Consider the following 24,840-nt stretch of genomic DNA (forward strand, 5'->3'; position numbering starts at 1 on the left):
AAAAGCAATATGCCTCGCCCAAGACTCAGTAACCGTTGGCCGCGACGTGTTTGGCCGCTTCGATCAGGCGTTGGGTCAGTTCCGGCGACGAGAACTTGGTCAGCACGGCATTGGCCCCGGCCAGTCGCGCCTTTTCGCTGTTCATCGCGCTGTCGAGGGATGTGTGCAGGAGCACGTAAAGGTGAGAGAAATCCGGGGTCTCACGCAAGGTGCGAGTGAAGGCGTAACCGTCCATCTCGGACATTTCGATGTCGGAGACGATCAGGTTGATCTGTTGCGCGGTGCCTTGCAGGTCGAGCAGGCAGTCGATCGCTTCCTTGGCACTGCGTGCGGTGTGGCATTGCAGGCCGAGGTTGCGCAGGGTGTGCACCGATTGCTGCAGCGCCACCTGGCTGTCGTCGACCACCAGAATCCGCGCGTTGCCGAGGACTTCGGCGTCTTCCATGGACAGATCCGTCGGGGCCATTTCGATCTGCGCCGGGGCGATGCTGTGGATGACTTTTTCAATGTCCAGCACTTGCACCAGCGTGCCGTCGACCGAAGTCACGCCAGTGATGTAGGCGCGGGAACCACCGGAGCCGAACGGCGGTGGCTTGATGTCGGTGGTCAGGCAGTGGACGATTTTGCTCACCGCCTGGACGTGCAGGCCCTGCTTCGAACGGCTGACATCGGTGACGATCAGGCAGCCGCCGTTCGGGTCTTCCAGTGGGCGCTCGCCGATGGCGCGGCTGAGGTCGATCACCGACAGCGAGGCACCACGCAAAGTGGCGATGCCTTTGACGTGCGGGTGCGACTCCGGCAGTTTGGTCAGCGGCGGGCAGGGGATGATTTCACTGACTTTCAACAGGTTGATCGCCATCAGCTTGCCGCTGCGCAAAGTGAACAGCAGAAGCGAAAGTGAATCTGCGCGGGCTTTGGTGGAGGACATATAAACCTTCTGTGGAAAGGTGGTGGGCGAGGGTGTAAATCGCCAGAAACTATTGATGCCGGGTTATCGGCGTCAAAAGGTTGGGCTTTAGGTCTGTTGTCGGGCGGACAGGGATGTACCTGTGGTGAGGGGATTTATCCCCGATGGGGCGTGCAGCGGCCCCGCTTCTTATTTCAAAAGAGGGGACTGCTTCGCAGTCTATCGGGGATAAATCCCCTCACCACAGAGACTCAATCAAACAACAGGATGTGGTTATTTCATGCCTAGTCTTTTGGCCATGCGCCCAAGGTTCGCCCGATCCAGCCCTAACTCCCGCGCCGCGCTCGCCCAGTTGTCCTGATTGCGCTCCAGTGCCGCACCAATCAATCGCCGCTGATATTCCTCGGTGGCGGCGCGCAGATCCCCGCTGATCAAAGGTACAGAAGCCAGCACCCCGGCAACCGGCTCAACCGGGTTATCCACAACCTCACGCGGCAAATCCAGATCCGCCGCACTCAAACTCAGGATCTTTGGCCGTACCTTGCAGTTGCCCAACGCCTTCAACGCACTGCGTCCGATCAAATGTTCCAGTTCACGCACGTTGCCCGGCCAGGTGTAGGCGAGCAGCGCTTCCTGGGCGTCGCTGTTCAGTCGCAGGCTGTTGAGGCCCATGCGCGAGCGGTTCTGTTCGAGGAAGAAGCCGCTGAGCAGCAACACATCACGCCCGCGATCACGCAGGGCCGGCACCCGCAGCGGGTACACGCTCATACGGTGGTAGAAGTCGGCACGATAGCGACCGCTGCGCACTTCTTCGGCCAGGTCGCGATTTGTCGCGGCGATCAGGCGCACATCGACCTGATGTTCCTTGTCCGAGCCCAGGCGCTGCAACTGGCCGCTCTGTAATACGCGCAACAATTTGGCCTGCACGGTCAGCGACAACTCACCGACTTCATCGAGAAACAGCGTGCCGCCATTGGCCAGTTCAAATTTACCGCGACGGTCACTGGTGGCGCCGGTGAACGCGCCGCGCACATGACCGAACAATTCGCTTTCCACCAGCGTGTCCGGCAGCGCGGCGCAGTTGAGGCTGATGATTGGCTTGTCGGCTCGCGGTGACGCGCCGTGAATGGCTTGCGCCACCAACTCCTTGCCGACCCCGGTTTCACCGGTGATCAACACGGTCAGGTCACTGCCGCCGACCAGATTGATTTCTTCCACCAGGCGTTTAAGTGCTTTGCTCTGGCCGATCATTTCGCGGTTCTGTTGGCCGCTGGCCTGGCGGTAAACCTCGGCGCGCTGGTGTTCGTCTTCGGCACGGATCGCCAGCCGTTCGATGCGTTCGGCGGCGTTGACCGTGGCCGAGGCGAGGCTGGCGAAGGCTTGCAGGGCATCCAGTTCGATCGGTTCGAAGCGCTCGGGATCAAGGGCGTCGAGGGTGATCAGGCCCCAGAGTTTTTCGTCGACAAACAAGGGGCAGCCGAGGCAGTCGTGGACTTCAAGGTGATCGTCGAGGCCATCAACCAGGCCGTCGTAAGGATCGGGCAAGTCGCTGTCGGCGGCGAAACGGGTCGGTCCATTGCCGGCCAGCAAAATCTCGAAGCGCGGATGCTCGTTGACCTTGAAGCGTCGGCCGAGGGTGTCGGCACTCAAGCCGTCCACCGCCAACGGCACCAGCGATTCGCCGTCGAGGCGCAGCAGTGCGGCGGCATCGCACGGCAGCAGGGCGCGCATGGCTTCGAGCAGGCGTCGGTAGCGTTCGCCCTCGGGCAATTCGCGGGACAGGTCGGAAACCAGAGGCAGCAGAGCGGTGAGCAGGGATTTGGCAGTCATGGTCTTGTAGTCAAAGAGACACGATGTAGTCGCGATGACTATAAAGCGCTTTGAGTCTATTTGACTACGTAGTTTTTAAAATATTGATTTATAACGATAAATAAGTTGGCACGGAAACTGATAAGTCTCAGGTAACTTTTCATCGAGCTCAGGAGTCACCCTATGCTTAGCGTCCAGGATCGTGCCATCGTCAAATCCACCGTGCCCCTGTTGGAAAGCGGTGGTGAAGTGTTGATCACCCACTTCTACCGGATGATGCTCTCTGAATACCCGGAAGTTCGCCCATTGTTTAACCAGGCCCACCAGGCCAGCGGCGATCAGCCCCGGGCTTTGGCCAACGGCGTGTTGATGTACGCCCGTCACATCGATCAGCTCGACCAGTTGGGCGATCTGGTGGCGAAGATCATCAACAAGCACGTCGCCTTGCAAATCCTGCCTGAGCACTATCCGATTGTCGGTGCCTGCCTGCTGCGCGCCATCTCTGAAGTGCTCGGCGAGGAAATTGCCACGCCAGAAGTGATGAGTGCGTGGGGCGCGGCATACGGACAACTGGCCGATATCCTGATCGGCGCCGAAACGGCGATCTACGACCAGAAAGAACAGGCTGTCGGCGGCTGGCGCGGGGCGCGCGAGTTTATCGTCGCGGCCAAGGTCGAGGAGAGCGCGGAGATCATTTCGTTCTACTTCGAACCGGCCGACAAAGGCCCGATTCTGGCCGCCGAGCCCGGCCAGTACATCGGCATGAAGCTGATCCTCGACGGTGAGGAAATCCGTCGCAACTACTCGCTGTCGGCACTGGCAAACAAAGGTCAGTACCGCATCAGCGTTAAACGCGAACCGGGTGGCCGCGCTTCCAATCACTTGCACGATCAACTGCATGTCGGCGCAAGCATTCAGCTGTTCCCGCCATCGGGCGAGTTCACCCTGACCGCCAGCGACAAGCCGTTGGTGCTGATCAGCGGCGGCGTCGGCATCACTCCGACGCTGGCGATGCTGGAAGCGGCGCTGCAAACCGAGCGCCCGGTGCACTTTATTCACTGCGCGCGCAATGGCAGCGTGCATGCGTTCCGCGACTGGATCGACGGCCTGGCCGAGCGTCATCCGCAACTCAAACGCTTCTACTGCTACGCCGAAGACGATGGCGTGAGTCCGGCGGCGGACAAGGTCGGGATGTTGAGCCAGGAGTTGCTCGGCGATTGGCTGCCCCAGCAGCGTGATGTCGACGCTTACTTCCTTGGGCCGAAGGGCTTCATGGCGGCGATCAAGCGCCACTTGAAAGCGCTGGGTGTGCCGGAGAAACAGAGTCGTTACGAGTTCTTCGGGCCAGCTTCTGCTTTGGAGTAACCCTTCAGACCGAGTTGTCTGCATCGCGAGCAGGCTCACTCCTACAGGGGCGGTGGCGTACATGAAAGTGGTGTACGACGCAGATCCCTTGTGGGAGTGAGCCTGCTCGCGATGGTCGTTACGCGGTCTTGATTCTTAAAAAGTGTTTAAAGGTTAATCGTTTCTTAACCGGTTTATCGTTAATTCCCCGATGCTGATGATAGGCGCTCGTTCGTTTACATGATCAGGATCGCCCCATGTCGCACCTCACCTTCGCCCGTCGTATCAGCTTCGCTGCCCTGGGTCTGTCGGCCGCATTGCTGGCCAGCCCGTTTGCCTCTGCCGAATCTGCCTTGATCACTCCGCAGACTCTGATCGTCGATCAGAGCTTGCCCAAGGCACAGGTTGCAGCCATGGAACTGGCAGCACGGCGTTATGGCAGTTTCTGGAACAGTGGCGAAGAGGCGCTGGCCACCGCAGCCTTGTCGCCGCAGTTTGTCGACAAGACTCCACCCGAAGGCCGGGTACAGGGGCCGACCGGACCATTGCTGGCGTCGAAGTTCTTTCGTACGGCGGTGCCGGATCTGAGCTGCGATATAGAGCAAATGATCGTCGCCGGTGATCGCGTGGTGGTGCATCTGCACTTTCGCGGGCATTTCACTGGCACGTTCAAGGCTCTCAAAGGGCAGGGGCAGCGTGTAGACTTCCGGGCAACCGATATCTATCAGATCGACAACGGTCGTATCGCCGCCAATTGGCATATCGAAGACAACATCAGCCTGATGGCGCAACTGCAAGCGCAGCCGCCGGCCAGCTGAACCATGGACATACAAGGGAAATGCGATGAGCGAGGAAACGATTCGATTGGGGCGTGAGCGGCGCTTTCTGGTGCTGCTGGGCATTATCTGCCTGGCATTGATCGGTGGCGCGCTGTACATGCAGATCGTGCTCGGCGAGGCGCCGTGCCCACTGTGCATTTTGCAGCGTTATGCATTGCTGCTGATCGCGCTGTTCGCCTTCATTGGCGCGGCCATGCGCACGCGGCGCAGCATCACGGTGTTTGAAGTGCTGGTGGTGATTTGTGCGATTGCCGGGGCCGGTGTGGCCGGGCATCACGTCTACACCCAGTTCTATCCGGCGGTGAGCTGCGGCATCGATGTGTTGCAGCCGATTGTCGATGGTCTGCCGCTGGCGAAGATCTTCCCGTTGGGGTTCCAGGTCGACGGTTTCTGCTCGACCCCGTACCCGCCGATCCTCGGTCTGTCGTTGGCGCAATGGGCGTTGGTGGCATTCGTGCTGGTGGTGGTGTTGGTGCCGCTGTTGACCTCGCGTAACCGAAAAGCACTGCGCTGAGTCAACTCTTCGGCATTCTTGCCGATACAGAAAGCGCCTCGATTTGCGTATCAGCAAATCGGGGCGTTTTGCATTTCAGAGTGTTTGTAAAAACACTGTGATGGACGGCAAGGAAGGGTGTGGCGGGTGTGCGACATGTTGTCACACACGCCGTGTCGCAGGTCTCTTCAGTGACGCGGATTGGTGCGCTGTTACAAAAAAGGATTGGTCTGTTTCAGCGTTTTGCTGCTTTTGCACGTGTGTGCCAGATCAGGCACTTTTAACAAGACATGGCAGATGGCCAAAAGCCTTGGAGTATCGGGGTTTGCGCTGATCCTGCTTTCGGAAAAAGCCTTCAGAGCTGTCTGAACTGAGGCCGGTACACCTACAAATTTTGGTGTTTTTGTTGAGAATCGATTTCGATAACATGCGGCACTTTTGCAAAAATGGCGATGGATTGTTGCTCGAACGGATAAAAATTATTTCGGGATAAGACATGGTGTATAGGGCGCTACCTATCTACAATCGCCCGCACTGAATTCCCGGCACTGTTCAGCCTTTATTAAGGAGGCGAGCAGGAAGTCGGGTGTCGAGCGAGTCGTAAGGCTTTCAAGACACCCAGGTGTCGGTGCCTTCCAACTTTCCGCACCAAATGGAATTGGTCTGTAACAAGGCCTTTGACCACGAATTCGAATAAGAACTGACCGCTGTCCCAGGTTTTGTCGAGCGTCTGACGCGCGACGGGCGGCCCTTATTCAATCCAAAGAAAATGCCAACCCTTGGCAGGGTGAAGTGTTGGCGATCAAAACCCAACTGCATTGCGCAAGCTGCTTTAGAGGTCGTGAGATGAGTAAAAACAGGTACCCCAGATTACTAGGCCTAGTGCCGCTGCTCGGCACGTTGTTGCTGGGAGGCTGCAACATGACCTTGCTCAATCCAACGGGCCAGGTCGGCCTGGAACAGCGCAACCTGATCATCACCGCCACGCTGCTGATGCTGTTGGTCGTTGTGCCGGTTATCGTCATGACCTTCCTGTTCGCCTGGAAGTACCGCGCCTCTAACAAGGACGCGATCTACACCCCGAAATGGTCGCACTCGACCAAAATCGAAGTGGCAGTCTGGACCATCCCGGTCCTGATCATCATTGCCCTGGGTTACATCACCTACATTTCGACCCACGAACTGGACCCTTATCGTCCGATTCAATCCGACGTCAAGCCAGTGACCATCGAAGTGGTCGCGCTGGACTGGAAGTGGCTGTTCATCTACCCGGAACAAGGCATTGCCACGGTCAACAAGATCGTGTTCCCGGCGCACACGCCAATCAACTTCAAGATCACCTCTGACGCTGTGATGAACTCGTTCTTCATCCCGGGTCTGGGCGGCCAGATCTACGCGATGGCGGGCATGCAGACCAAGCTGCACCTGATCGCTGACCGTAACGCTGAAATGGACGGTATCTCCGCCAACTACAGCGGCGCGGGTTTCACCGGCATGAAGTTCAAAGCTATCTCTACGACTCAGGAAGATTTCGACGCCTGGGTAAGTGAAGTCAAGAAGTCACCTAAACAGCTTGATCAAGCTGAATACGCAGCCCTTGCCAAGCCAAGCCAGAACAACCCAGTCGAGCTCTACTCCTCGGTCACGCCGAACCAGTTCCAGATCATCGTCGACAAGTACGAAGGTATGAAGCCGGGCAAGCCGCTGAAGCACGAGAAGAAAGAGAAAGAAGTGGCGGCCACGGAAATTGACTCGAGTTCGCATTCAGCTGCCGGGGCAGAGGAGTAAACGATGTTTGGTAAATTAAGTTGGGAAGCAGTCCCATTCCACGAGCCGATCGTGATGGTGACCATCGCCATGATCGCCCTCGGTGGTCTGGCGCTGTTCGCTGCAATCACCTACTTCAAGAAGTGGACTTACTTGTGGACCGAGTGGCTGACGTCGGTCGACCACAAGAAAATCGGCGTGATGTACATCATCGTCGCCATGGTCATGCTGCTGCGCGGTTTTGCCGACGCCATCATGATGCGTACCCAGTTGGCCATGGCCACCGAGGGTTCGCCTGGCTACCTGCCACCTGAACACTATGACCAGATCTTCACCGCTCACGGTGTGATCATGATCATCTTCATGGCGATGCCATTCTTCACCGGCCTGATGAACCTTGCAGTGCCGCTGCAGATCGGCGCGCGTGACGTTGCCTTCCCGTTCCTGAACTCCCTGAGCTTCTGGCTGCTGGTATCGGGCGTCGTGTTGATCAACCTGTCCCTGGGCGTCGGCGAATTCGCCAAGACCGGTTGGGTTGCGTATCCACCGCTGTCGGGTCTGCAGTACAGCCCTGGCGTGGGCATGGACTACTACATCTGGGCGCTACAGTTATCCGGTTTAGGTACGACGCTAACGGGGGTTAACTTCCTCGCGACCGTGCTGAAAATGCGTACCCCTGGCATGAAACTGATGGACATGCCGATCTTCACCTGGACCTGCACCTGGGCAAACGTTCTGATCGTGGCTTCGTTCCCGATCCTGACCGCTACCCTGGCACTGCTGACCCTTGACCGTTACATGGATTTCCACATTTTCACCAATGAACTTGGTGGCAATCCAATGATGTACGTCAACCTGTTCTGGGCCTGGGGCCACCCTGAGGTTTACATCCTGATCCTGCCGGCATTCGGCATCTTCTCGGAAGTGATCTCGGCGTTCACCGGCAAGAAACTGTTCGGCCACCACTCGATGATCTACGCCTCGGGCGCGATCTCGGTACTGGGCTTCATGGTTTGGCTGCACCACTTCTTCACCATGGGTTCGGGTGCAAGCGTCAACGCCTTCTTCGGTCTGGCGACGATGCTGATTTCCATCCCGACGGGTGTGAAGCTATTCAACTGGCTGTTCACCATCTACCAGGGCCGTCTGCGCTTCACCAGCCAGGTTCTGTGGACTCTGGGCTTCATGGTGACCTTCGCCATCGGCGGCATGACCGGCGTACTGCTGGCCATCCCGGGTGCTGACTTCGTTCTGCACAACAGCCTGTTCGTGATCGCGCACTTCCATAACGTGATCATCGGCGGTGCGGTATTCGGTTACATCGCAGGTTTCGCGTTCTACTTCCCGAAAGCGTTCGGCTTCAAGCTGCACGAAGGCTGGGGTAAAGCAGCGTTCTGGTTCTGGATCTCGGGCTTCTTCGTCGCGTTCATGCCGCTCTATGCACTGGGCTTCATGGGCATGACCCGTCGTCTGAACGCCACCACCAACCCTGAGTGGGTACCGTACCTGTACGTTGCCATGTTCGGTGCGGTGATGATTGCTGTAGGTATCGCCTGCCAGCTGATCCAGCTGTACGTGTCGGTACGTGACCGTAACAAGCCAGAGAACGTTTGCGATCACGGTGACCCGTGGAATGCACACACCCTGGAATGGTCGACTTCGTCGCCACCTCCGTTCTACAACTTCGCTGTGCTGCCTAAGGCTGACTGCATCGACCCGTTCACTGAAGCCAAGGAAAACGGTACCGCGTACCAGCGTCCGGCCAAGTACGAGCCGATCCACATGCCGAACAACACCGCCACTGGCGTGGTGATGGGCGCACTGTTGACCGTCTTCGGTTTCGCGATGATCTGGCACATCTGGTGGTTGGCGATCGCCAGCCTGGCCGGCACTGTCATCTACTTCGTGATCCACGCTGCACGTGACGACCAGGGCTATATGGTTCCGGTTGAAACGATCGAGCGCATCGAAGCCGAGCAGCACAAGCGTCTGGTCGCGGCAGGGAAAATCCCGGCCGGTGCCACCCGTGTTGAAACCTCGTTGGAACAGGCTTAAACCATGTCGAATTTAGTGACCAATGCCGGACACGCCCATGGTGAACATGGGCACGATGACCATCACCACGATTCGGGCGAGATGACCGTATACGGTTTCTGGCTCTACCTGATGACCGACTGCATTCTGTTTGCGTCGATCTTCGCGGTGTACGCAGTACTGGTAAACAACGTAGCCGGTGGCCCTGCGGGCCACGACATCTTCGAACTGCCATACGTGCTGGGCGAAACCGCTCTGCTGTTGTTCAGTTCGATCACCTACGGCTTCGCCATGCTGGCGTTGTTCAAAGGCAAGAAGCAGCAGGTTCTGGGCTGGTTGTTCATGACCTTCCTGCTCGGCGCAGGCTTTATCGCCATGGAGATCAACGAGTTCCACCTGCTGATCTCCGAGGGCTTCGGTCCTAGCCGTTCGGGCTTCCTGTCCGCGTTCTTCACCCTGGTCGGTACCCACGGTCTGCACGTATCTGCGGGTCTGATCTGGATGGGCATCATGATGTACCAGGTCAACAAGCACGGCCTGACGGCGACCAACAAGACCCGTCTGAGCTGCCTGAGCCTGTTCTGGCACTTCCTGGACGTGGTGTGGATCTGCGTATTCACCGTTGTTTACCTGATGGGGACTCTGTAATGGCTAATGCACACTCCCATGACAGCCATGATGCTGGCCACGGCAGCGTAAAGTCGTACGCCATCGGCTTCATCCTGTCGGTGATCCTGACCGTCATCCCATTCGGTCTGGTGATGTACCCGAGCCTGCCGAAGGCCACCACGCTGGCAATCGTCCTGCTGTTCGCAGTGATCCAGGTGATCGTTCACCTGTATTACTTCCTGCACCTGGACCGTTCCATTGCTCAGCGTAACAACGTGATTGCATTCGTCTTTACGGCGATTGTGATTGTGCTGCTGGTTGGCCTGTCGTTGTGGATCATGTTCAGCATCCACACCTACATGATGGCGAAGTGAGGTAAGACCCGATGTCGCTCAAGCACTTTATCCAAATCACCAAACCGGGGATCATTTTCGGTAACGTGCTTTCTGTGGCAGGCGGGTTTTTCCTGGCCTCGAAAGGGCATGTCGATCTGGCGGTGTTTCTCGCTGCCATGATCGGTACATCCCTGGTTGTCGCCTCCGGTTGCGTGTTCAACAACTGCATCGACCGCGACATCGACCTGAAGATGGAACGCACCAAGAACCGGGTGCTGGTCCAGGGCTTGATCTCCCTGAAACTGGCCCTGGTCTACGCGACCATCCTTGGTGTTCTCGGCGTTGCATTGTTGTACAAGGTGGCCAACCCGTTGGCTGCCCTGTTCGCAGTAATCGGCTTCGTTATCTACGTCGGCTTCTACAGCCTGTACCTCAAGCGCAAGTCGGTTCACGGTACGCTGGTGGGCAGTCTGTCGGGCGCCATGCCGCCAGTGATCGGTTACGTTGCCGTAACCAACAGCTTCGACATGGCCGCACTGACGTTGCTGGTGATGTTCAGCCTGTGGCAGATGCCGCATTCCTATGCCATCGCGATCTTCCGTTTCAACGATTACCTGGCAGCATCGATTCCGGTGCTGCCAGTGAAGCGCGGGATTCAAGTGGCCAAGAAGCACATCCTGCTCTACATCCTGGCGTTCCTCGTGGCGACCTTGATGCTGACCTTCAGCGGTTATGCCGGCATGAGCTACCTCGCGGTCGCCGCGGCCATGGGCATGTACTGGTTGTACATGGCCTGGACCGGCTACAAGGCAGTGGATGACACAGTCTGGGCACGCAAGCTGTTCGTGTTCTCGATCTTCACCATCACTGCGTTGAGCGTCATGATGTCCCTGGACTTCAAGGTGCCAGCCGAGCTGCTGCTGACGTACGCGCCGTAAGGCACAAAGGCTTGAAGAAAAACCCCGCACATCGAGAGATGTGCGGGGTTTTTTGTTGGGTAACTGTTGCGTTTGGGACAGCGCAACCACCTCGACGCGATCCCCTTGTAGGAGTTGCGGCACGCTGCGATCTTTTGATTTTGATTGTTGAACTAAAGATCAGATCAAAAGATCGCAGCGTGCCGCAGCTCCTACAGGATTTTGTGTTGGTAACCTGAGCGTGGGCCAACAAGTTGCTATCAATTGGCAAAAGACCTAGATTTGGATCCAACCATATCGATGGCACGTATCGATTCAAAGATCCTGCGGTCATCGGTCCAAACCTGCGGTTCTTCATACACTGATCATAAGGCTGGGCGAAATGACTGAGAGGATGACCTGCGACGAACGCTTCATTGCCCTGGCCCAGGATCTGAGCTATGACATCTATGGTGAGAACACGGCCGGTGGCAATTACGCGCCGCTGATCCGTCATCACGATGAGTTGTACATCAGCGGCATGGTGCCGCGCACGCACGGCAAGATTCAGTATCCCGGTCGCGTCGGGCTGGAATTGACCCTGAAGGATGCCCAGGCCGCCGCGAGCATCAGTGCGATGCGTTGTCTGGCGCTGATCGTCGATGCAGTCGGTTCGCTGGACAAGATCAAAGCGTTACTGCGGGTCACCGTGTACGTGAAGTCGACGCCGGACTTTGTTGACCTGAGCGAAGTGGCCAACGGTGCGTCGGACGTGTTCAGCCATGTGCTCGGCGATGCTGGCCGGCACACGCGTACCACCGTCGGTGTGTATCAATTACCGAAGAATGCGGCGATTGAAGTCGACATGATTGCGGCATTGCACTCCGACGCATAACCCCCAGGCCGGAAAGCAAAAAGCCCCGCCTGAATCTCAGTGCGGGGCTTTTTCGTCAGCGCCGAAATATTACTGAGCGGCGATGCTGTAACCATCGAACGCGGTTTGCTGTTGCAGGGCGGTGATGATGTTTTTGCGGTTGACGGCTTGTTCGGTGCCGGCGTTATCAACGAAGACTTCGCTTTCCAGCTCCGCTTCTTCGCCTTCGCCGACGAAGGTGAAACCGAGGAATTCCAGTGCTGCACGATCAACGTTCAGGCGCGAGCGCGGCGTGCGCAGTGGCAGGGTTACACTGATGCCGTCCTTGCTGATGGTGAAGATTTCGACTTCTTTCTTCTTCGCAGCCTTGCTCTTGCCACCGCTCGGGTTGCTGATCGCCTGATGGGTCTGGTTCAGCACTTTGAGGGCGAGGCCGTAAACGATTTCCTGGAATGCCGGATCGTCCTTGAAGCAGGACAGGATGCGGCCGATCGAGAACTTGCTGCTCAGGTCTTCAAGTGCGGCAATGTCAGCGGCTTCGGCGTCTTTCAGAGCCTTGAGTTTGCCCATCAACTCATAGGCCTTGTCGTCATCAAAGCTGTCATGAGCCTGACGGATCGCGGCGCGTAACTCGCGGATCTGGTCGCTTTCGCGATTCGACTGAAAAGCGTCCAAGACCATCTCGCTGATGATTTTGGCTTGTGGCAGATGTTGTGAAAGATTGATGGAGTTTTCGTATTCCGCTTTGGACGATTCGGTAACTACGGATTCAGCGGTGTTGAAATCGGACATTGAAATTTCACTACTTTTTAACTTGAGTGGAGATGAGAAAGCACGAGGGCTTTTTCAGGTCGACTAATTTAGGGGAGCGGGGCGACGTTGTCACGGAGCAACGGGCCGGCGGTCCCAACTATTTGCCAGGAGTGTCGAGGTTCATCGAGCGCACCATCCACTGTTCGGCGGTTTGCTGATCGGTCGGCAGTGAAAAGCGGAACGTCGCGCCGCGCCCGGTGACGTCCAGCAACTGAATCTTGCGCCCGTGCAGTTGCAAAATGCGGTGCACGATCCGCAGCCCCAAACCACCGTCGCGACGTGCACCGCCGATATTGAACGGGCGCAGGAACAGACCTTCACGTAACTCCGGCGCAATACCGGGCCCGGTGTCGCTGACCGTTACTTCAACCAATGCTGCTTGTGGCGTCAGATCCAGTTCGATTTCGCCACCTTGGGGCGTATGGCGTAAAGCGTTGTCGACAAGATTGGTCAGTACTCGCTCGATCAAACCGAGGTCGGCGCAAACGGTGGGCAGGTTCGGCACAAAATGGGCTTTGAGTTCGACCTGTCGCGCTTCGGCGGTGAGTTCGAATTTCTGGAAGATGTCCTGCACCAGATCGATCAGCGAAAAACGTTCCGGTATCGGTTGGACAAAACCGTGTTCCAGACGCACCAGTTCCAGCAGCGATTGCGCCAGCCCGCCGACCTTGCGGCTTTGATCGAGAGCGATGCCGAGATAGCGGCGGCGCTCTTCGGGAGGCAGGGTGGCGTCCTTGAGCGAGAGCGTTTCCAGATAACCGTGGAGCGAGGCCAGCGGCGTGCGCAGGTCGTGGGAAATGTTCGCCACCAGTTCGCGCCGCTCCTGATCCTGACGGGTCAATGAACGCCACTGCTCACCGAGCCGGTTTTGCATCTGCCGGAAAGCAGCATCGAGCACGGCGATCTCGTCCGGGTCAGCGCTTTTATCCACAGGTGTCGATGCCGCGGGCAGGGTTTGCGGTGCACCGTCGATGTCGAAGCGGCTGACGGTTTCGGTCAGGCGCCGCAGTGGCCGAGTGATCAGGTTGAATGCGGTCAGACCGGCAATCAGGCAGAGCAGCGCAACCAGTCCGATCGACAGCAATGCCGTGTTGAGCGCGGCGCTGGTGGCACCGCGCTCGGCATAGCGGTCATGCTCTTCGCTGAGCAGCACCACATAGAGATAACCGGCGGCTTTGCCGTTGACCTGCAATGGCGCGGCACTGAACACCTTGCGCCCATCGACGCTGCGCGGGTCATCGCCGAGGATCGGCAATGGCTGGTCATTGAGCAGTTGGCGGATCGGCGCCAGATCGACCTGCTGCCGACGCATCTTTCCTTCAGGCGCGGCATTGCCGACGATACGACCCTCAGTGTCGAGCAGGTACACCTCGACACTCGGATTGACCAGCATCAACTGGCTGAACAGTTCACGTACCGCTCCGGGCATCAGGCCATTGCTGTCCATCAGTACGGTGTCATGGGCAATGTGTCGCGCCAGATCCCGCGACAGGCCTTGCACCACCTCCAGTTCATGCATCTGGTTGGAGCGCACCTGCAGCCATGCGGATGTGCCGCAGCACACCAGCAACAGAACGGCGAATACCAGGGACAGGCGCTGTGTCAGGGTCAGTTTCATGGCTGCTCGGTACCGAATTTGTAGCCGCGACCCCACACGGTGAGGATGCGCGAAGGTTGCGCCGGATCTTTTTCGATCTTCGCCCGCAGGCGATTGATGTGCGTGTTGACGGTGTGCTCATAGCCCTCGTGGCTGTAACCCCACACGGCATTGAGCAGGTCCATGCGCGAAAATACTTTGCCGGGTTGACGCGCAAAGAAATACAGCAGGTCGAACTCCCGTGGTGTGAGATCCAGGCGCTGACCCTCGAGGCTGACTTCGCGAGTGATCGGGTCGATGTTCAGGCCGTCGAGGCTCAGGCTGCCGGCATCCATCTTCAGATTGCGCGCCATGGCATCGACACGACGCAGCAGGGCTTTGATCCGTGCCACCAACTCGAGCATCGAGAACGGTTTGGCGAGGTAATCGTCGGCACCCAGTTCCAGACCGAGAATGCGGTGCAACTCGCTCGAACGGGCACTGGTAATGATGATCGGCGTGTAGCGTGTCATGGCCCGGGCGCGGCGGCAGATTTCCAGACCATCGACGCCCGGCAGCATCAGGTCGAGGATCAATGCGTCCCAGTGTCCCTGTTGCAGCAGGCGCATGCCTTCGTCGCCATCGACGCAGTGCACGACCTCGTAGTGCTCGTAGCGCAGATGCAGGCAAATCAGATCGGCGATGTGTTGGTCATCCTCGACCACCAGGATGCGTTTGGTCTGTTCCATGAAGCTCAATCCTTCGGCGCAATGAGCGCATTGTGCGGGTTTTCCTCCGGGCGAGTTATCACGAATTCGTTAACTTCCCGTGAGGATTTGGCGATCAACCCAAGCCTAGGCTGTGTTCCAGAACAGACACCTGGAATTTCGGAGACGGTCATGTTTTCACGGCGACAGATTCTCGTAGCGAGCGGCGGGCTAGGGGTTGCAGCCCTGTTGGCAGGTGTATTGCCAAAATTGTCGACTGGCACCGCACTGGTCAGCGAAGCACAGGCAGACGAAGCCTTCGAGGTGGCGCACAGCGACAGCGAATGGCATTCAATCCTGACCGACGAACAATTCCAGATCCTGCGGGAGGAGGGCACCGAGCGCGCCTATACCAGCCCCCTCAACAATGAGCATCGTGCCGGCACATTTGCCTGCGCCGGGTGTGAGCTGGCGCTGTTTTCATCCGCGACCAAATTCGACAGCCGTACCGGTTGGCCCAGTTTCTGGGCACCGCTGGAGCATGCGGTGTCTACGCGTCAGGACCGCTCCTTTGGCATGGTCCGCAACGAGGTTCACTGCCGACGCTGCGGTGGTCATCTCGGTCATGTCTTTGATGACGGTCCGAAACCCACCGGCCTGCGTTATTGCATGAATGGCCTGGCGATGACTTTCAAAGCCGTGGCGGCTTGAGCCATGGCGCGTTTGCGATCTTCACTTCAAACAGGACGACACTATGTGGCTCTTGGTTCTCGCTTATCTCGGTGGTGCGCTGACGATTGTCAGCCCGTGCATCCTGCCGGTTCTGCCTTTTGTCTTCGCTCGCACCGGGCAGCCGTTTATCAAGAGTGGCTTGCCGCTGCTGGCGGGGATGGCGGTCACCTTCGCACTCGTCGCCTCGTTGGCGGCTGTGGGCGGCGGCTGGGTGGTGCAAGTCAATCAGTACGGTCGCTGGCTCGCGTTGCTGTTCGTTGCACTGTTCGGGCTGACATTGCTGCTGCCGCGAGTGGCCGAGCGCTTGACCCGACCACTGGTGTCGGCCGGCAGTCGTCTGTCGCAAGCCGCCGGCCAGGAAAATCGTCCGCGTCCCGGCGCTTCGTTCCTGATCGGCGTCGCCACGGGCCTGCTTTGGGCGCCTTGCGCAGGGCCGATACTCGGACTGATTCTGACCGGTGCCGCGCTGCAAGGAGCAAGCATCGCCACCACGCTGTTGTTGCTCGCCTACGCGGCAGGTGCCGCGACTTCGCTGGCCGCAGCCTTGCTGCTGGGCGGTAAGGTTTTTGCGCTGATGAAACGCTCGATCGGTACCGGTGAATGGATCCGTCGCGGGCTGGGTGCATTGATGTTGGCCGGGGTCGCGGCGATTGCGCTGGGCCTCGATACCGGGGTTCTCGCGCGTCTTTCGACGGCCTCCACCGGCGGTTTGGAACAGGCGTTGGTCGGCAAGCTTTCGGATAAAACCGCCCACGCGAACGGCACGATGATGGCGCAGATTCCTGCGGCGGATGACGCAGCAAACGGCAGCATGATGGCCGCCGGGGGCGCGATGAAAATGGCGGCCAAGGCGCCGGACACCTTGCCCGTTGAAGGTCAGTTGCCGCCGCTGAATGGCGCCGTGCAGTGGCTCAACTCACCGCCACTCGATGCCCAGGCTTTAAAGGGCAAAGTCGTGCTGGTCGATTTCTGGACCTACTCCTGCATCAACTGCTTGCGCACTCTGCCGTATGTCAAAGCCTGGGCCGAGAAGTATCGTGATCAAGGCCTGGTGGTGATCGGGGTACACGCGCCGGAATTCGCCTTCGAGCGTGACGTGGGCAACGTCACCAAAGCGATGAAGGACCTGGGTATCACTTACCCGGTAGCCATCGACAATGACTACAAGATCTGGCGCGCCTTTAATAACGAATACTGGCCGGCGCATTACTTTGCCGACGCGCAGGGACGTATCCGATACCACCATTTTGGCGAAGGGGACTACGCCGAGTCGGAGCGAGTCATACAGCAATTGCTGCGTGAAGCGGGGGCGAAGACGGTCGCCGATGGCTTGATCAATGCCGATGCCAAGGGCGTGCAACTGGCGCCGGACATGAACGAAGTGCAATCGCCGGAAACCTACGTCGGCTACCAGCGGGCGGAACATTTCGTCGCGCAAACCAACCTTGTGCCTGACAAGGTCGCAGCCTACAACCCGCCCGCCAATCTGGCATTGAACGACTGGAGCCTCGGCGGGCAATGGGCCGTTGGGGCAGAGCGCGCGACCGCCAGCGCGGCGGCCAGTCGTATCGTCTACCGATTCCATGCCCGCGACCTGCACCTGGTGCTGGGCCCGGGTGCGGAGGGCAAACCGGTGCGTTTCAAAGTCTCGATTGATGGCCGCGCACCGGGTGACGCTCACGGTGTCGATGTTGCCCCTGATGGCAGTGGTCGTGTCACCGAGCAGCGGTTGTATCAACTGGTGCGGCAAACGGACGGCGTGAAGGATCGAACCTTCACCATCGAATTTCTTGACCCGGGCGTGTCGGCCTACGCCTTTACTTTCGGCTGATCAGGAGTGCACAACATGAAAACTCAAAGTGTCTGGTGTCGTCTGTTACTGGGTGTCGCGATGGCGGGTGTGGTCGGTCAATGCTCGGCGTTTTCCTTCGGCGGCGAGGACGCAGTGGTTCTGCCAGCGCCGGCCCTCGACGAAAACTCTCAGGCACACAGTGAAACTGCGGTGTTCGCCGGCGGCTGTTTCTGGGGCGTACAGGGAGTTTTTCAGCACGTCAAAGGCGTGCAAAAAGCGCTTTCGGGTTATGCCGGTGGCGCGGCGGATACCGCGCAATATGAGCGGGTCAGCGAGGGCGATACCGGCCACGCGGAGTCGGTGCAGGTCACTTTCGATCCGACCCAGGTCAGCTACGGCAGCCTGTTGCAGATCTACTTCTCCGTGGCCCACAACCCCACCGAACTTAACCGTCAGGGCCCGGATAGCGGCACGCAGTATCGCTCGGCACTATTTCCGGTCAACGCCAATCAGCAACGTGTGGCGCAAGCCTACATCGCCCAACTCGACGCGGCCCATGCGTTCAACAAGCCGATCGTCACCAAACTGGAAACCTACAACGGCTTCTATCCGGCAGAGGACTATCACCAGGACTTCCTGACTGAACACCCGAGCTATCCGTACATCGCAATCAACGACATGCCGAAGGTGGCAAATCTGAAGCAGGTGTTTGCTCAGCGCTATCAGGAGAAACCGGTGTTGGTGAAAAGCGGCTCCTGAATCATCGGCTGCCCAATAAAGGGCGTTGAGCCTGAAGGATGCGCAGCAAGCGGTAATATTTCAGTGAGCGAGCGCTCACCAGACCACTGATAAAACCCGATGCTACGGCTTTGAACAACAACATATCCGGGGCGGCAGCCCGCTCCGGGTGCACGTCATCCTGATAGCCGAAGTAGTAGTTCACGGCAAAAAAAAGCAGGAGCAGAATCAGCGCTTTCCAGGTGCCCGGCACAATCAACCCGGTTTCCGGATCATCAAGATTTACCCCCTTGTTCGAAAAAATCAGCCATGCCGAGAGGACACCCAGTAACAAAGCAATGAGCCAGCCGCTCAGGCTCAAGCCTGGGTCATCCGTCAGGTTCAATGACAACAGCGACCAGGCCAACAACACCAGCGGCGTCGATAGCAGGGAAAAGCGGCTTTCGTGTTGCGGTTTGCGGGCCTTGAGACCGAAGTACACCAGAACCAGAAAAACGGCATAAACCCACAAGGGGGTATTTTGTAGAGTGGCGAGCATCGTGCAGCGTCCGTGCTGGAAAGAGAAACCGGATCATAGCGGTGCCAGGGCGGACGCCGCTTATTTTAATCGCGGCCGCTCCATTGCAATCACCGACGTCTCAAAACCCAGGCTGGCAAAAAAGGCCCCGGCACCTTCCCGGCCGGCGCGCAGTACCCAAGTGATGTCGGGATTGTCGCCCATTACGTGCTCAACCAGCGCCCGTCCAATCCCTTGGCGTCGATGTCGCCCGTCGACAACGACCATCGATAGATAGCCATTGGATAGATGATCAGTGATGCCTCGGGCGAAACCGATGATTTGCTCGCCATCCAGCACGATGGCCGTGCGTTGGGAGTTTTTGATGAGCTTGGCAAAATGCTCGCTGGAGCCTGTCCGGTGTCCCCAGCCGTGTTGCCCGAGGAACTGTCGTACCGATTCTGTTTCGGCGGGCAACAGGTCGCGAAGGGTCAGGTTGTTGTTCATGCCGGTCGACTCCTTGTCTGTACTCATTTGAGTGTGGGGTTGGTTATCCATGCAATCAGGATCTGCCCCAGGTTTTCATCGCGAATTCGACAAAGCGTCGAAGCTTCGGCAATCGATAACGATCAGGGGCGTAAAGCAGGTGCAATGGACGGCTGGGCGGTTGGTAATCGGGGATGACTTCCACCAGTTTGCCTTCGCGCAAGTCCTGTTCTACCAGCGCATCGGGCAGCATCACGATGCCCATGCCAGTGCGGGCAGCCTGATGCAGGCCTGCGGAGGTGTTCATTAGCATCGGGCCGCTGACGTCGACCATGATTTCCCCATCCGGGCCACTAAGGCGCCAGCGTTTTTCCACTGACTGCCAGTCATCACCTGCAGGGTAGGCGAATGAAAGGCAGTCATGTTGTTGCAGGTCTTCAGGGGTATTCGGCATGCCGCGTCGGGTCACGTATTGCGGGGAGGCGCACACAGTCAGCGTGTAGTCGATCAGCGGCCTGGCGATCAGGTTGGACTGGTCGAAGTGACCCAGACGAAAGGCCACATCCAGGCCACTTTCCAATAAATCCGGACGGCTGTTGGTCAGCACCACATCCATTTTTACCTGCGGGTATTGCAGGGAAAAATCGCTGAGTGCAGGGGCCAGCCGCTCGACGCCAAAGGTCAGCGGCGCGGTGATGCGCAACAGGCCTCGCGGCTCATCAAGGGCCTGTTCGGCGAGGCGCTCGGAATCCGCCACGAGCCCCAATACATCCAGACAGCGCTGGTAGTAAACGCTGCCGAATTCAGTCAGGCGCTGACGTCGGGTGGTGCGTTGCAGCAGTTGCACACCGAGCCGCTGCTCCAGCGCGCGCAGGTGATTTCCCACCATCGTCGTCGACATGTCGCACTGCAGCGCGGCCGCCGTCATGCTCCCCGCTTCGACCACTTTGACGTAGACGCCCATCGACTGGAACAGGTCCATTATCAAGTCCTGCTTTTAAATGATTGAAGTTTTGCCGAGTTTATCCAGTTCTGGTGGCTAACCATACTGACATCACACCGACCTTCACTGGAGTTTGAAGTCATGACCGCCGCCCTGATGAACACCTATCAACCATTGGCCCTGAGTTTCACCAAAGGCCTGGGCACTCGCCTGTGGGATCAGGCCGGTCGCGAGTATCTGGATGCGGTTGCCGGTGTGGCGGTAACCAATGTGGGGCACTCGCACCCGCGCATCGTTTCGGCGATCAGCGAACAGGCGGGATTGCTGCTGCACACCTCTAATCTGTACAGCATCGACTGGCAGCAACGGCTGGCCAGACGGCTGACTGAGTTGTCGGGGATGGACAGGGCGTTCTTCAATAACTCCGGGGCCGAGGCCAACGAAACCGCTCTGAAGCTTGCGCGGTTGTATGGCTGGCGCAAGGGTATTGAGCAGCCGCTGGTGGTGGTGATGGCCAATGCGTTTCATGGCCGCACACTCGGTACGTTGTCCGCCAGTGATGGCCCGGCGGTTCGGTTGGGTTTCAGCGAACTGCCGGGGGATTTCGTTAAAGTGCCATTCGGTGATCTTGCGGCGCTGGAGCAAGTTCAGCGCAAGCACGGCGAGCGGATCGTCGCGATTCTGGTCGAGCCGATCCAGGGCGAAAGCGGCGTACAACTGGCACCGCCGGGTTATCTGAAAGCCCTGCGCGAAATGTGTAATCGTCATGCCTGGCTGCTGATGCTCGATGAAATCCAGACTGGCATAGGCCGCACCGGCCGGTGGTTTGCGTTTCAGCATGAAGGCATCGTCCCGGATGTCATGACACTGGCGAAAGGACTCGGCAACGGCGTCCCCATCGGTGCTTGTCTGGCGCGGGGCAGGGCGGCTGATCTGTTCACCCCCGGCAGCCATGGCAGCACGTTCGGCGGCAATCCGCTGGCCTGTCGAGTGGGTTGCACGGTGCTGGATATCATCGAAGAACAAGGATTGCTGGAAAATGCGCGTGTGCAGGGTGAACGTCTGTTGAGCCGGTTACGCGCAGAGCTGGCGGACAACCCGAATGTGCTGGCGATTCGTGGTCAGGGTTTGATGATCGGCATCGAGCTGAAACAGCCGATTCGTGATCTGACGCTGATCGCGGCGCGGGATCATGGGCTGCTGATCAACGTCACGCGCGGCAAGACCATACGGCTGCTGCCGCCGCTGACAATTGATGAGCGGGAGGTGGAGATGATTGTCAGGGGAGTGGTGCGGGCAGTAACAACTCACTGACAGGCATCCGCTGCCCCTTGTGGGAGCGAGCAAAGACTTAGTTCGGATAGTCCGCCAGATCCGGCGCGAGCATCCGTGTCTTCGTCGCTCCATTCGAGTTGTGCTGAATGATCTCGCGCGGTTGCCCTTGCTCATTGAAAAACACCTGGCCGATCCCCGCCGAGTTCCACAGTCGCTCACCCGCCTCGGCATGTTCGGGTGTGTACGGCACGATGCGCATCAGCCGGCGTTTGGTAAACCAATTCAGTGGTGAGCGCGGTGAGTAGAGCCAGCGGTTGAGGCGGTCGAACCATTCCAGCAGGGTTTTCGGAAACTCGTTTTTGATCCCGCTGCTGGTGATCTGCCAGATCCGTGGGCCGGCCTTGCGATGTCGGATAAGCACTTCGTAGACGAAGGAATAATGCACATCACCGGACAGCACCACGTAGTTACCCGGCGTACGTGTGTGTCGGAAAATATTCAGGATCACCTGCGCGGCACCCCGATGGGCCATCCAGTTCTCGGCATCCACCAGCAGTGGATAACCGCACCAGCTGAAGACTTTTTGCACCGTTTCAATCAGCTTCACACCAAAAATCGGCGCGGGCGAAACGATGATCGCCGACGGGTGATCCAGCAGCTCCTGCTGCAGTTCGCTCAAGGCTTCCCAGTCGAGCAGACCCGACGGTTGCTTGAGCGTCATTTCGCTGCGCCAGCGTCGGGTGCGGGTATCGAGCACAACCAGCGCCGGGCTGGTCGGCATCACGAAATGCCAGTTCTGAAAGCGCAGCAGCGTATCGATCAGCTCATCCTGCACCGGGCGGTCAAGGTAGTGGTCATCGCCACTGGCGCTCAGGCGGCGGGTTTTCTCCAGTACATCCTTGAAGGCATCCGGGTTATTGCCCCAGCCTTGGCAGAGCATGTAGGCAATCAGCGCGTTGCCGATGATGCGTTTGGAGAACGGATGGCCGTAGGCCGTTTCCTCCCATTGCGCGGAAAGGTTCCAGTCATCGGTGATGTCGTGATCGTCGAAAATCATCAGGCTCGGCAAATGCGCCAATGCTCGGGCGACGTTGCCCAGGCCAGCCTTGAACGCATCAATGCGGGTCTGTTCGAGTGCATATCGCTTGAGGCGATCCGGCGTCAGTACTGGAGGCTGCGGATTGATCAGTGTCCATGCAACCGGTGACCATACCAGCAAGTACATCGCCATGATCTCGGCAAACGTCACCAGGTGATTGTCGGCGCTGCTGCTGGTGAAAATCGGCTTACGCGCACCACCGAAAAATCGCTCACGCAAAGTCTCGTTGCTCTCCAGTGCCGGTAACAAATCCGCACGGTGGTAGTAACTGGCCGGGTGCTCGTAGAGTTTCGCGCTGTCGCTGACCACGGCGCCGTCGAGGTGTTCGTCGAACAGGCCGAGGCGCTTAATCAAGGCATGGATCGCCCGCAGCATCGGGCCGGCAACGTCATCGGCGTAGACCTGATCGCCACTCATCATCAACAGCGCCGGACGTTGTTGCGGATCGGTTTGCGCCGCCAGCAGTTGATCGACACACAGCAAACCATCATCTGCCGGGTGATGCGGTTTGCGGCAGGAACCGTGAAGCAATTGTTCAATCCGTGAGCGCAGGACGAAGTTCGGGCAAGCGGCATTGCCATACACAAGATGCGGGGCCCAATCGACAATCCGCTCCTGGTCATCGATCAGCAGGTCGTAGTCGATTTGTGTGTCGCAGGGCAGGGCGCTATCGAGAGTGATATCGATAAGATGAACGAACGCCCGACTGCCTACGGGTACGACCGTGCATTTCCCAGAATCTAGAGGGATATCTCCTACACCTTGCAGGCGCAAAGTCAGCGACAGTGGACGCGTACCGACCAGCCACAGCACCAGTCGTGTCGGCTCCAGCCGTCGCAGCAGCGGGCCGGCCAAAACAGCAGGCAGCGGGTTCAGGTCATCAAGGGTCGGGGACATCCGGGTCAGAGCTCAAGGCGCACAGGCCGGCGATGATAGCGCAGCCGGCGCCTTGATCCCTTAAGTGAGGCTTAAGAGTCGCTCTTCTTCAACTTCAGATCGAGCAGTCGCCACGCAGCCTTGCCCGCATCGTTGCCGTCCACTTGCTGCACTGAACAGTCAAAACGGTAGCTGATATCGTCACCCAACATATTCCGGGCAGTGGCGGTACTGCTAACGGTGTAGGTCTGATCCTTGAAGCGTTGGCTGCTGGCGTCCCTGGCGCTCGAGATCACCGTCGACGCTGAAAAGCGCATGGCACTCTTGATGAAGGGCTCGCAAATCATGAACGCCATCAAGGATTTGTCGGCATTCGGATTGCTGCCGGCGAGTCTGCGCAAAACAGCGAAGTCGTTGCCCACGGTGTCCTTGAAGTCCTTCTCTGCCAGTGAAGCTGGCAGGCGTTTGCTGAAGTTCGGCAACAAAGCGGACTCGGGTGGTGAAGGTTCATTCTGTGGTTTGCCGGCAACAAAGGACGGAAAGTTTTCAGGTGCAGGTGCAGGTGCAGGTGGCGCGACTGCAACGGGGGCCGGCGTCGGAACAGGTTCAGGCTCCGCCGCAACTGGCGCGACCTCTTGAATGACAGTCTCTTGAATCTGCTTTTTCGCAGTTTTGCTCTCCGGCGCGAACAGTGAAAGCGTGATGGAGAACACCACTATACCGACAATAAAACCCGCTCCCGCCCCGAGAACGTTGCCGACAAACAGATTCCAGTTACCGCGGTTCTTCACCACCCAGCGCCACATGAAACCCCATGCCGCCAAAAATGCGAGTAGACACAGAAACTCCATTCGATCCTTTCCTTAACCTGCAAAAACCTTGATGCAGCGCGCACTGATGAGCCGCGCTGAAGATGGACGGCAAGATAACAAAATAGTAGCGTCGCGCCACGCTCTTCATCCACGTAACGGACTTTGATGATGGCGGATCTTTCTCAATCAAAGGATGGACAGATGATCGACTTCAACAACAAAGGCTTCTTCAAACTCAAGCAGAACGACGAGTACGCCGAACGTGTGACGGCGTTGCTGTTGGAAGGTGAAGAGGTGATCGATTCCTATAAAGCCATGCGCGATGGCGTGGTGTTCACCAACAAACGCATCATCGCGGTCAATGTGCAGGGAATCACCGGCAGCAAGAAGGATTTCACTTCACTGCCGTACAAGAACATTGTCGCGTATTCCGTGGAGACCTCCGGAACGTTTGATCTGGACTCGGAACTGGAGATTTATTTTTCGTCGCTGGGGAAGGTGAAGTTCGAGTTCACCGGGAAAACGTCGATGGTGGAGATTTCGAAGTACATCTCCAGGCATCTATTGTAAGTGCGCGTGGCGCGTTCG

General features: G+C 58.1%; 24 protein-coding genes. 14 read left to right on the plus strand and 10 right to left on the minus strand.

Translation table 11 applies throughout. The features are described 5' to 3' along the window. Positions 1–25 precede the first annotated feature (25 nt). The gene (locus JFT86_RS12250; protein ID WP_201236889.1) at positions 26–928 is read right to left on the minus strand and encodes a chemotaxis protein; all 903 of its coding nucleotides are present in this window, start codon (positions 926–928) and stop codon (positions 26–28) included. A 252-nt stretch (positions 929–1,180) separates the two neighbouring features. Continuing rightward, positions 1,181–2,737, minus strand: a complete 1,557-nt coding sequence (norR, locus tag JFT86_RS12255) for a nitric oxide reductase transcriptional regulator NorR (protein WP_201236890.1) — start codon at positions 2,735–2,737, stop codon at positions 1,181–1,183. A gap of 162 nt (positions 2,738–2,899) precedes the next feature. Between norR and hmpA the strand changes: the two genes are divergently transcribed. The 9 genes from hmpA to JFT86_RS12300 all read left to right on the plus strand — a co-directional run bounded on the left by hmpA (position 2,900) and on the right by JFT86_RS12300 (position 11,928). After that, positions 2,900–4,081, plus strand: coding sequence for an NO-inducible flavohemoprotein (hmpA, locus tag JFT86_RS12260; RefSeq protein WP_201236891.1), 1,182 nt, complete (start codon positions 2,900–2,902; stop codon positions 4,079–4,081). A gap of 236 nt (positions 4,082–4,317) precedes the next feature. After that, entirely contained in the window at positions 4,318–4,878 is a 561-nt protein-coding gene (locus tag JFT86_RS12265; RefSeq protein ID WP_201236892.1) for an ester cyclase, read from the plus strand. Between the two features lie 25 nt (positions 4,879–4,903). Next, complete coding sequence (locus JFT86_RS12270; RefSeq protein WP_201236893.1) at positions 4,904–5,413, plus strand: disulfide bond formation protein B; 510 nt, start codon at positions 4,904–4,906, stop codon at positions 5,411–5,413. An 825-nt stretch (positions 5,414–6,238) separates the two neighbouring features. Further along, positions 6,239–7,180, plus strand: a complete 942-nt coding sequence (gene cyoA, locus JFT86_RS12275; protein WP_201236894.1) for a ubiquinol oxidase subunit II — start codon at positions 6,239–6,241, stop codon at positions 7,178–7,180. A gap of 3 nt (positions 7,181–7,183) precedes the next feature. Beyond that, positions 7,184–9,214, plus strand: a complete 2,031-nt coding sequence (cyoB, locus tag JFT86_RS12280) for a cytochrome o ubiquinol oxidase subunit I (protein ID WP_007916945.1) — start codon at positions 7,184–7,186, stop codon at positions 9,212–9,214. A gap of 3 nt (positions 9,215–9,217) precedes the next feature. Further along, entirely contained in the window at positions 9,218–9,841 is a 624-nt protein-coding gene (gene cyoC / locus JFT86_RS12285; RefSeq protein WP_008084797.1) for a cytochrome o ubiquinol oxidase subunit III, read from the plus strand. Beyond that, positions 9,841–10,176, plus strand: a complete 336-nt coding sequence (gene cyoD, locus JFT86_RS12290; RefSeq protein ID WP_007916940.1) for a cytochrome o ubiquinol oxidase subunit IV — start codon at positions 9,841–9,843, stop codon at positions 10,174–10,176. The genes cyoC and cyoD overlap by 1 nt, the downstream gene beginning before the upstream one ends. A gap of 11 nt (positions 10,177–10,187) precedes the next feature. After that, complete coding sequence (gene cyoE / locus JFT86_RS12295) at positions 10,188–11,075, plus strand: heme o synthase (protein ID WP_053123579.1); 888 nt, start codon at positions 10,188–10,190, stop codon at positions 11,073–11,075. 361 nt (positions 11,076–11,436) lie between these two features. After that, positions 11,437–11,928 carry a RidA family protein gene (locus tag JFT86_RS12300; RefSeq protein WP_201236895.1) on the plus strand — a complete coding sequence of 164 codons (492 nt, stop codon included), beginning with the start codon at positions 11,437–11,439 and terminating at the stop codon, positions 11,926–11,928. A gap of 69 nt (positions 11,929–11,997) precedes the next feature. Here the strand turns inward: JFT86_RS12300 and JFT86_RS12305 are convergent, their stop codons facing one another. The 3 genes from JFT86_RS12305 to JFT86_RS12315 form a co-directional block, all read right to left on the minus strand. Further along, on the minus strand, positions 11,998–12,699 hold the full coding sequence (locus JFT86_RS12305) for a hypothetical protein (protein ID WP_201236896.1): 702 nt from the start codon (positions 12,697–12,699) through the stop codon (positions 11,998–12,000). Positions 12,700–12,817: 118 nt separating this feature from the next. Next, a complete protein-coding gene (locus JFT86_RS12310) occupies positions 12,818–14,338 on the minus strand; it encodes a HAMP domain-containing sensor histidine kinase (protein WP_201236897.1) in 1,521 nt (506 codons plus the stop codon). After that, positions 14,335–15,045, minus strand: coding sequence for a response regulator transcription factor (locus JFT86_RS12315; RefSeq protein WP_201236898.1), 711 nt, complete (start codon positions 15,043–15,045; stop codon positions 14,335–14,337). The genes JFT86_RS12310 and JFT86_RS12315 overlap by 4 nt, the downstream gene beginning before the upstream one ends. A gap of 150 nt (positions 15,046–15,195) precedes the next feature. Here JFT86_RS12315 and msrB point away from each other — a divergent pair, with 150 nt between their 5' ends. Genes msrB through msrA form a run of 3 tightly spaced genes read left to right on the plus strand, consistent with a single transcriptional unit; the run spans position 15,196 to position 18,286 of the window. Then, entirely contained in the window at positions 15,196–15,714 is a 519-nt protein-coding gene (gene msrB / locus JFT86_RS12320; RefSeq protein WP_201236899.1) for a peptide-methionine (R)-S-oxide reductase MsrB, read from the plus strand. A gap of 43 nt (positions 15,715–15,757) precedes the next feature. Continuing rightward, on the plus strand, positions 15,758–17,566 hold the full coding sequence (locus JFT86_RS12325; RefSeq protein WP_201236900.1) for a cytochrome c biogenesis protein DipZ: 1,809 nt from the start codon (positions 15,758–15,760) through the stop codon (positions 17,564–17,566). Between the two features lie 15 nt (positions 17,567–17,581). Further along, the gene (gene msrA / locus JFT86_RS12330) at positions 17,582–18,286 is read left to right on the plus strand and encodes a peptide-methionine (S)-S-oxide reductase MsrA (RefSeq protein ID WP_201236901.1); all 705 of its coding nucleotides are present in this window, start codon (positions 17,582–17,584) and stop codon (positions 18,284–18,286) included. 1 nt (position 18,287) lies between these two features. Here msrA and JFT86_RS12335 read toward each other — a convergent pair whose 3' ends face one another. Genes JFT86_RS12335 through JFT86_RS12345 form a run of 3 tightly spaced genes read right to left on the minus strand, consistent with a single transcriptional unit; the run spans position 18,288 to position 20,229 of the window. Continuing rightward, positions 18,288–18,803 carry a hypothetical protein gene (locus tag JFT86_RS12335; RefSeq protein WP_201236902.1) on the minus strand — a complete coding sequence of 172 codons (516 nt, stop codon included), beginning with the start codon at positions 18,801–18,803 and terminating at the stop codon, positions 18,288–18,290. 60 nt (positions 18,804–18,863) lie between these two features. After that, positions 18,864–19,268 carry a GNAT family N-acetyltransferase gene (locus JFT86_RS12340; protein WP_201236903.1) on the minus strand — a complete coding sequence of 135 codons (405 nt, stop codon included), beginning with the start codon at positions 19,266–19,268 and terminating at the stop codon, positions 18,864–18,866. Between the two features lie 55 nt (positions 19,269–19,323). Then, complete coding sequence (locus JFT86_RS12345) at positions 19,324–20,229, minus strand: LysR family transcriptional regulator (RefSeq protein WP_201236904.1); 906 nt, start codon at positions 20,227–20,229, stop codon at positions 19,324–19,326. Positions 20,230–20,331: 102 nt separating this feature from the next. Here JFT86_RS12345 and JFT86_RS12350 point away from each other — a divergent pair, with 102 nt between their 5' ends. After that, entirely contained in the window at positions 20,332–21,504 is a 1,173-nt protein-coding gene (locus tag JFT86_RS12350; RefSeq protein ID WP_201236905.1) for an aspartate aminotransferase family protein, read from the plus strand. A 37-nt stretch (positions 21,505–21,541) separates the two neighbouring features. On the opposite strand, the gene JFT86_RS12355 is transcribed toward JFT86_RS12350, so the two are convergent. Together JFT86_RS12355 and JFT86_RS12360 are read right to left on the minus strand one after the other, a co-directional pair. Beyond that, complete coding sequence (locus JFT86_RS12355; RefSeq protein WP_201236906.1) at positions 21,542–23,461, minus strand: alkaline phosphatase D family protein; 1,920 nt, start codon at positions 23,459–23,461, stop codon at positions 21,542–21,544. A 71-nt stretch (positions 23,462–23,532) separates the two neighbouring features. Next, on the minus strand, positions 23,533–24,291 hold the full coding sequence (locus tag JFT86_RS12360) for a hypothetical protein (RefSeq protein WP_201236907.1): 759 nt from the start codon (positions 24,289–24,291) through the stop codon (positions 23,533–23,535). 162 nt (positions 24,292–24,453) lie between these two features. Between JFT86_RS12360 and JFT86_RS12365 the strand changes: the two genes are divergently transcribed. Beyond that, on the plus strand, positions 24,454–24,822 hold the full coding sequence (locus JFT86_RS12365; RefSeq protein WP_103304522.1) for a PH domain-containing protein: 369 nt from the start codon (positions 24,454–24,456) through the stop codon (positions 24,820–24,822). Positions 24,823–24,840: the final 18 nt, after the last annotated feature.

This window comes from Pseudomonas sp. TH06 (assembly GCF_016651305.1).
Taxonomy (GTDB): Bacteria; Pseudomonadota; Gammaproteobacteria; order Pseudomonadales; family Pseudomonadaceae; genus Aquipseudomonas.

What these genes read in the sequence shown, in the direction of transcription:
- JFT86_RS12340 (WP_201236903.1), bottom strand. Translation starts at nt 19,268, where the DNA reads ATGAACAACAACCTGACCCTTCGCGACCTGTTGCCCGCCGAAACAGAA.
- JFT86_RS12305 (WP_201236896.1), bottom strand. Translation starts at nt 12,699, where the DNA reads ATGTCCGATTTCAACACCGCTGAATCCGTAGTTACCGAATCGTCCAAA.
- cyoB (WP_007916945.1), top strand. Translation starts at nt 7,184, where the DNA reads ATGTTTGGTAAATTAAGTTGGGAAGCAGTCCCATTCCACGAGCCGATC.
- JFT86_RS12325 (WP_201236900.1), top strand. Translation starts at nt 15,758, where the DNA reads ATGTGGCTCTTGGTTCTCGCTTATCTCGGTGGTGCGCTGACGATTGTC.
- JFT86_RS12345 (WP_201236904.1), bottom strand. Translation starts at nt 20,229, where the DNA reads ATGGACCTGTTCCAGTCGATGGGCGTCTACGTCAAAGTGGTCGAAGCG.
- JFT86_RS12310 (WP_201236897.1), bottom strand. Translation starts at nt 14,338, where the DNA reads ATGAAACTGACCCTGACACAGCGCCTGTCCCTGGTATTCGCCGTTCTG.
- JFT86_RS12335 (WP_201236902.1), bottom strand. Translation starts at nt 18,803, where the DNA reads ATGCTCGCCACTCTACAAAATACCCCCTTGTGGGTTTATGCCGTTTTT.
- cyoD (WP_007916940.1), top strand. Translation starts at nt 9,841, where the DNA reads ATGGCTAATGCACACTCCCATGACAGCCATGATGCTGGCCACGGCAGC.
- JFT86_RS12265 (WP_201236892.1), top strand. Translation starts at nt 4,318, where the DNA reads ATGTCGCACCTCACCTTCGCCCGTCGTATCAGCTTCGCTGCCCTGGGT.
- JFT86_RS12300 (WP_201236895.1), top strand. Translation starts at nt 11,437, where the DNA reads ATGACTGAGAGGATGACCTGCGACGAACGCTTCATTGCCCTGGCCCAG.
- msrA (WP_201236901.1), top strand. Translation starts at nt 17,582, where the DNA reads ATGAAAACTCAAAGTGTCTGGTGTCGTCTGTTACTGGGTGTCGCGATG.
- norR (WP_201236890.1), bottom strand. Translation starts at nt 2,737, where the DNA reads ATGACTGCCAAATCCCTGCTCACCGCTCTGCTGCCTCTGGTTTCCGAC.
- JFT86_RS12270 (WP_201236893.1), top strand. Translation starts at nt 4,904, where the DNA reads ATGAGCGAGGAAACGATTCGATTGGGGCGTGAGCGGCGCTTTCTGGTG.
- JFT86_RS12315 (WP_201236898.1), bottom strand. Translation starts at nt 15,045, where the DNA reads ATGGAACAGACCAAACGCATCCTGGTGGTCGAGGATGACCAACACATC.
- hmpA (WP_201236891.1), top strand. Translation starts at nt 2,900, where the DNA reads ATGCTTAGCGTCCAGGATCGTGCCATCGTCAAATCCACCGTGCCCCTG.
- cyoA (WP_201236894.1), top strand. Translation starts at nt 6,239, where the DNA reads ATGAGTAAAAACAGGTACCCCAGATTACTAGGCCTAGTGCCGCTGCTC.
- cyoC (WP_008084797.1), top strand. Translation starts at nt 9,218, where the DNA reads ATGTCGAATTTAGTGACCAATGCCGGACACGCCCATGGTGAACATGGG.
- msrB (WP_201236899.1), top strand. Translation starts at nt 15,196, where the DNA reads ATGTTTTCACGGCGACAGATTCTCGTAGCGAGCGGCGGGCTAGGGGTT.
- JFT86_RS12355 (WP_201236906.1), bottom strand. Translation starts at nt 23,461, where the DNA reads ATGTCCCCGACCCTTGATGACCTGAACCCGCTGCCTGCTGTTTTGGCC.
- JFT86_RS12365 (WP_103304522.1), top strand. Translation starts at nt 24,454, where the DNA reads ATGATCGACTTCAACAACAAAGGCTTCTTCAAACTCAAGCAGAACGAC.
- JFT86_RS12350 (WP_201236905.1), top strand. Translation starts at nt 20,332, where the DNA reads ATGACCGCCGCCCTGATGAACACCTATCAACCATTGGCCCTGAGTTTC.
- JFT86_RS12360 (WP_201236907.1), bottom strand. Translation starts at nt 24,291, where the DNA reads ATGGAGTTTCTGTGTCTACTCGCATTTTTGGCGGCATGGGGTTTCATG.
- cyoE (WP_053123579.1), top strand. Translation starts at nt 10,188, where the DNA reads ATGTCGCTCAAGCACTTTATCCAAATCACCAAACCGGGGATCATTTTC.
- JFT86_RS12250 (WP_201236889.1), bottom strand. Translation starts at nt 928, where the DNA reads ATGTCCTCCACCAAAGCCCGCGCAGATTCACTTTCGCTTCTGCTGTTC.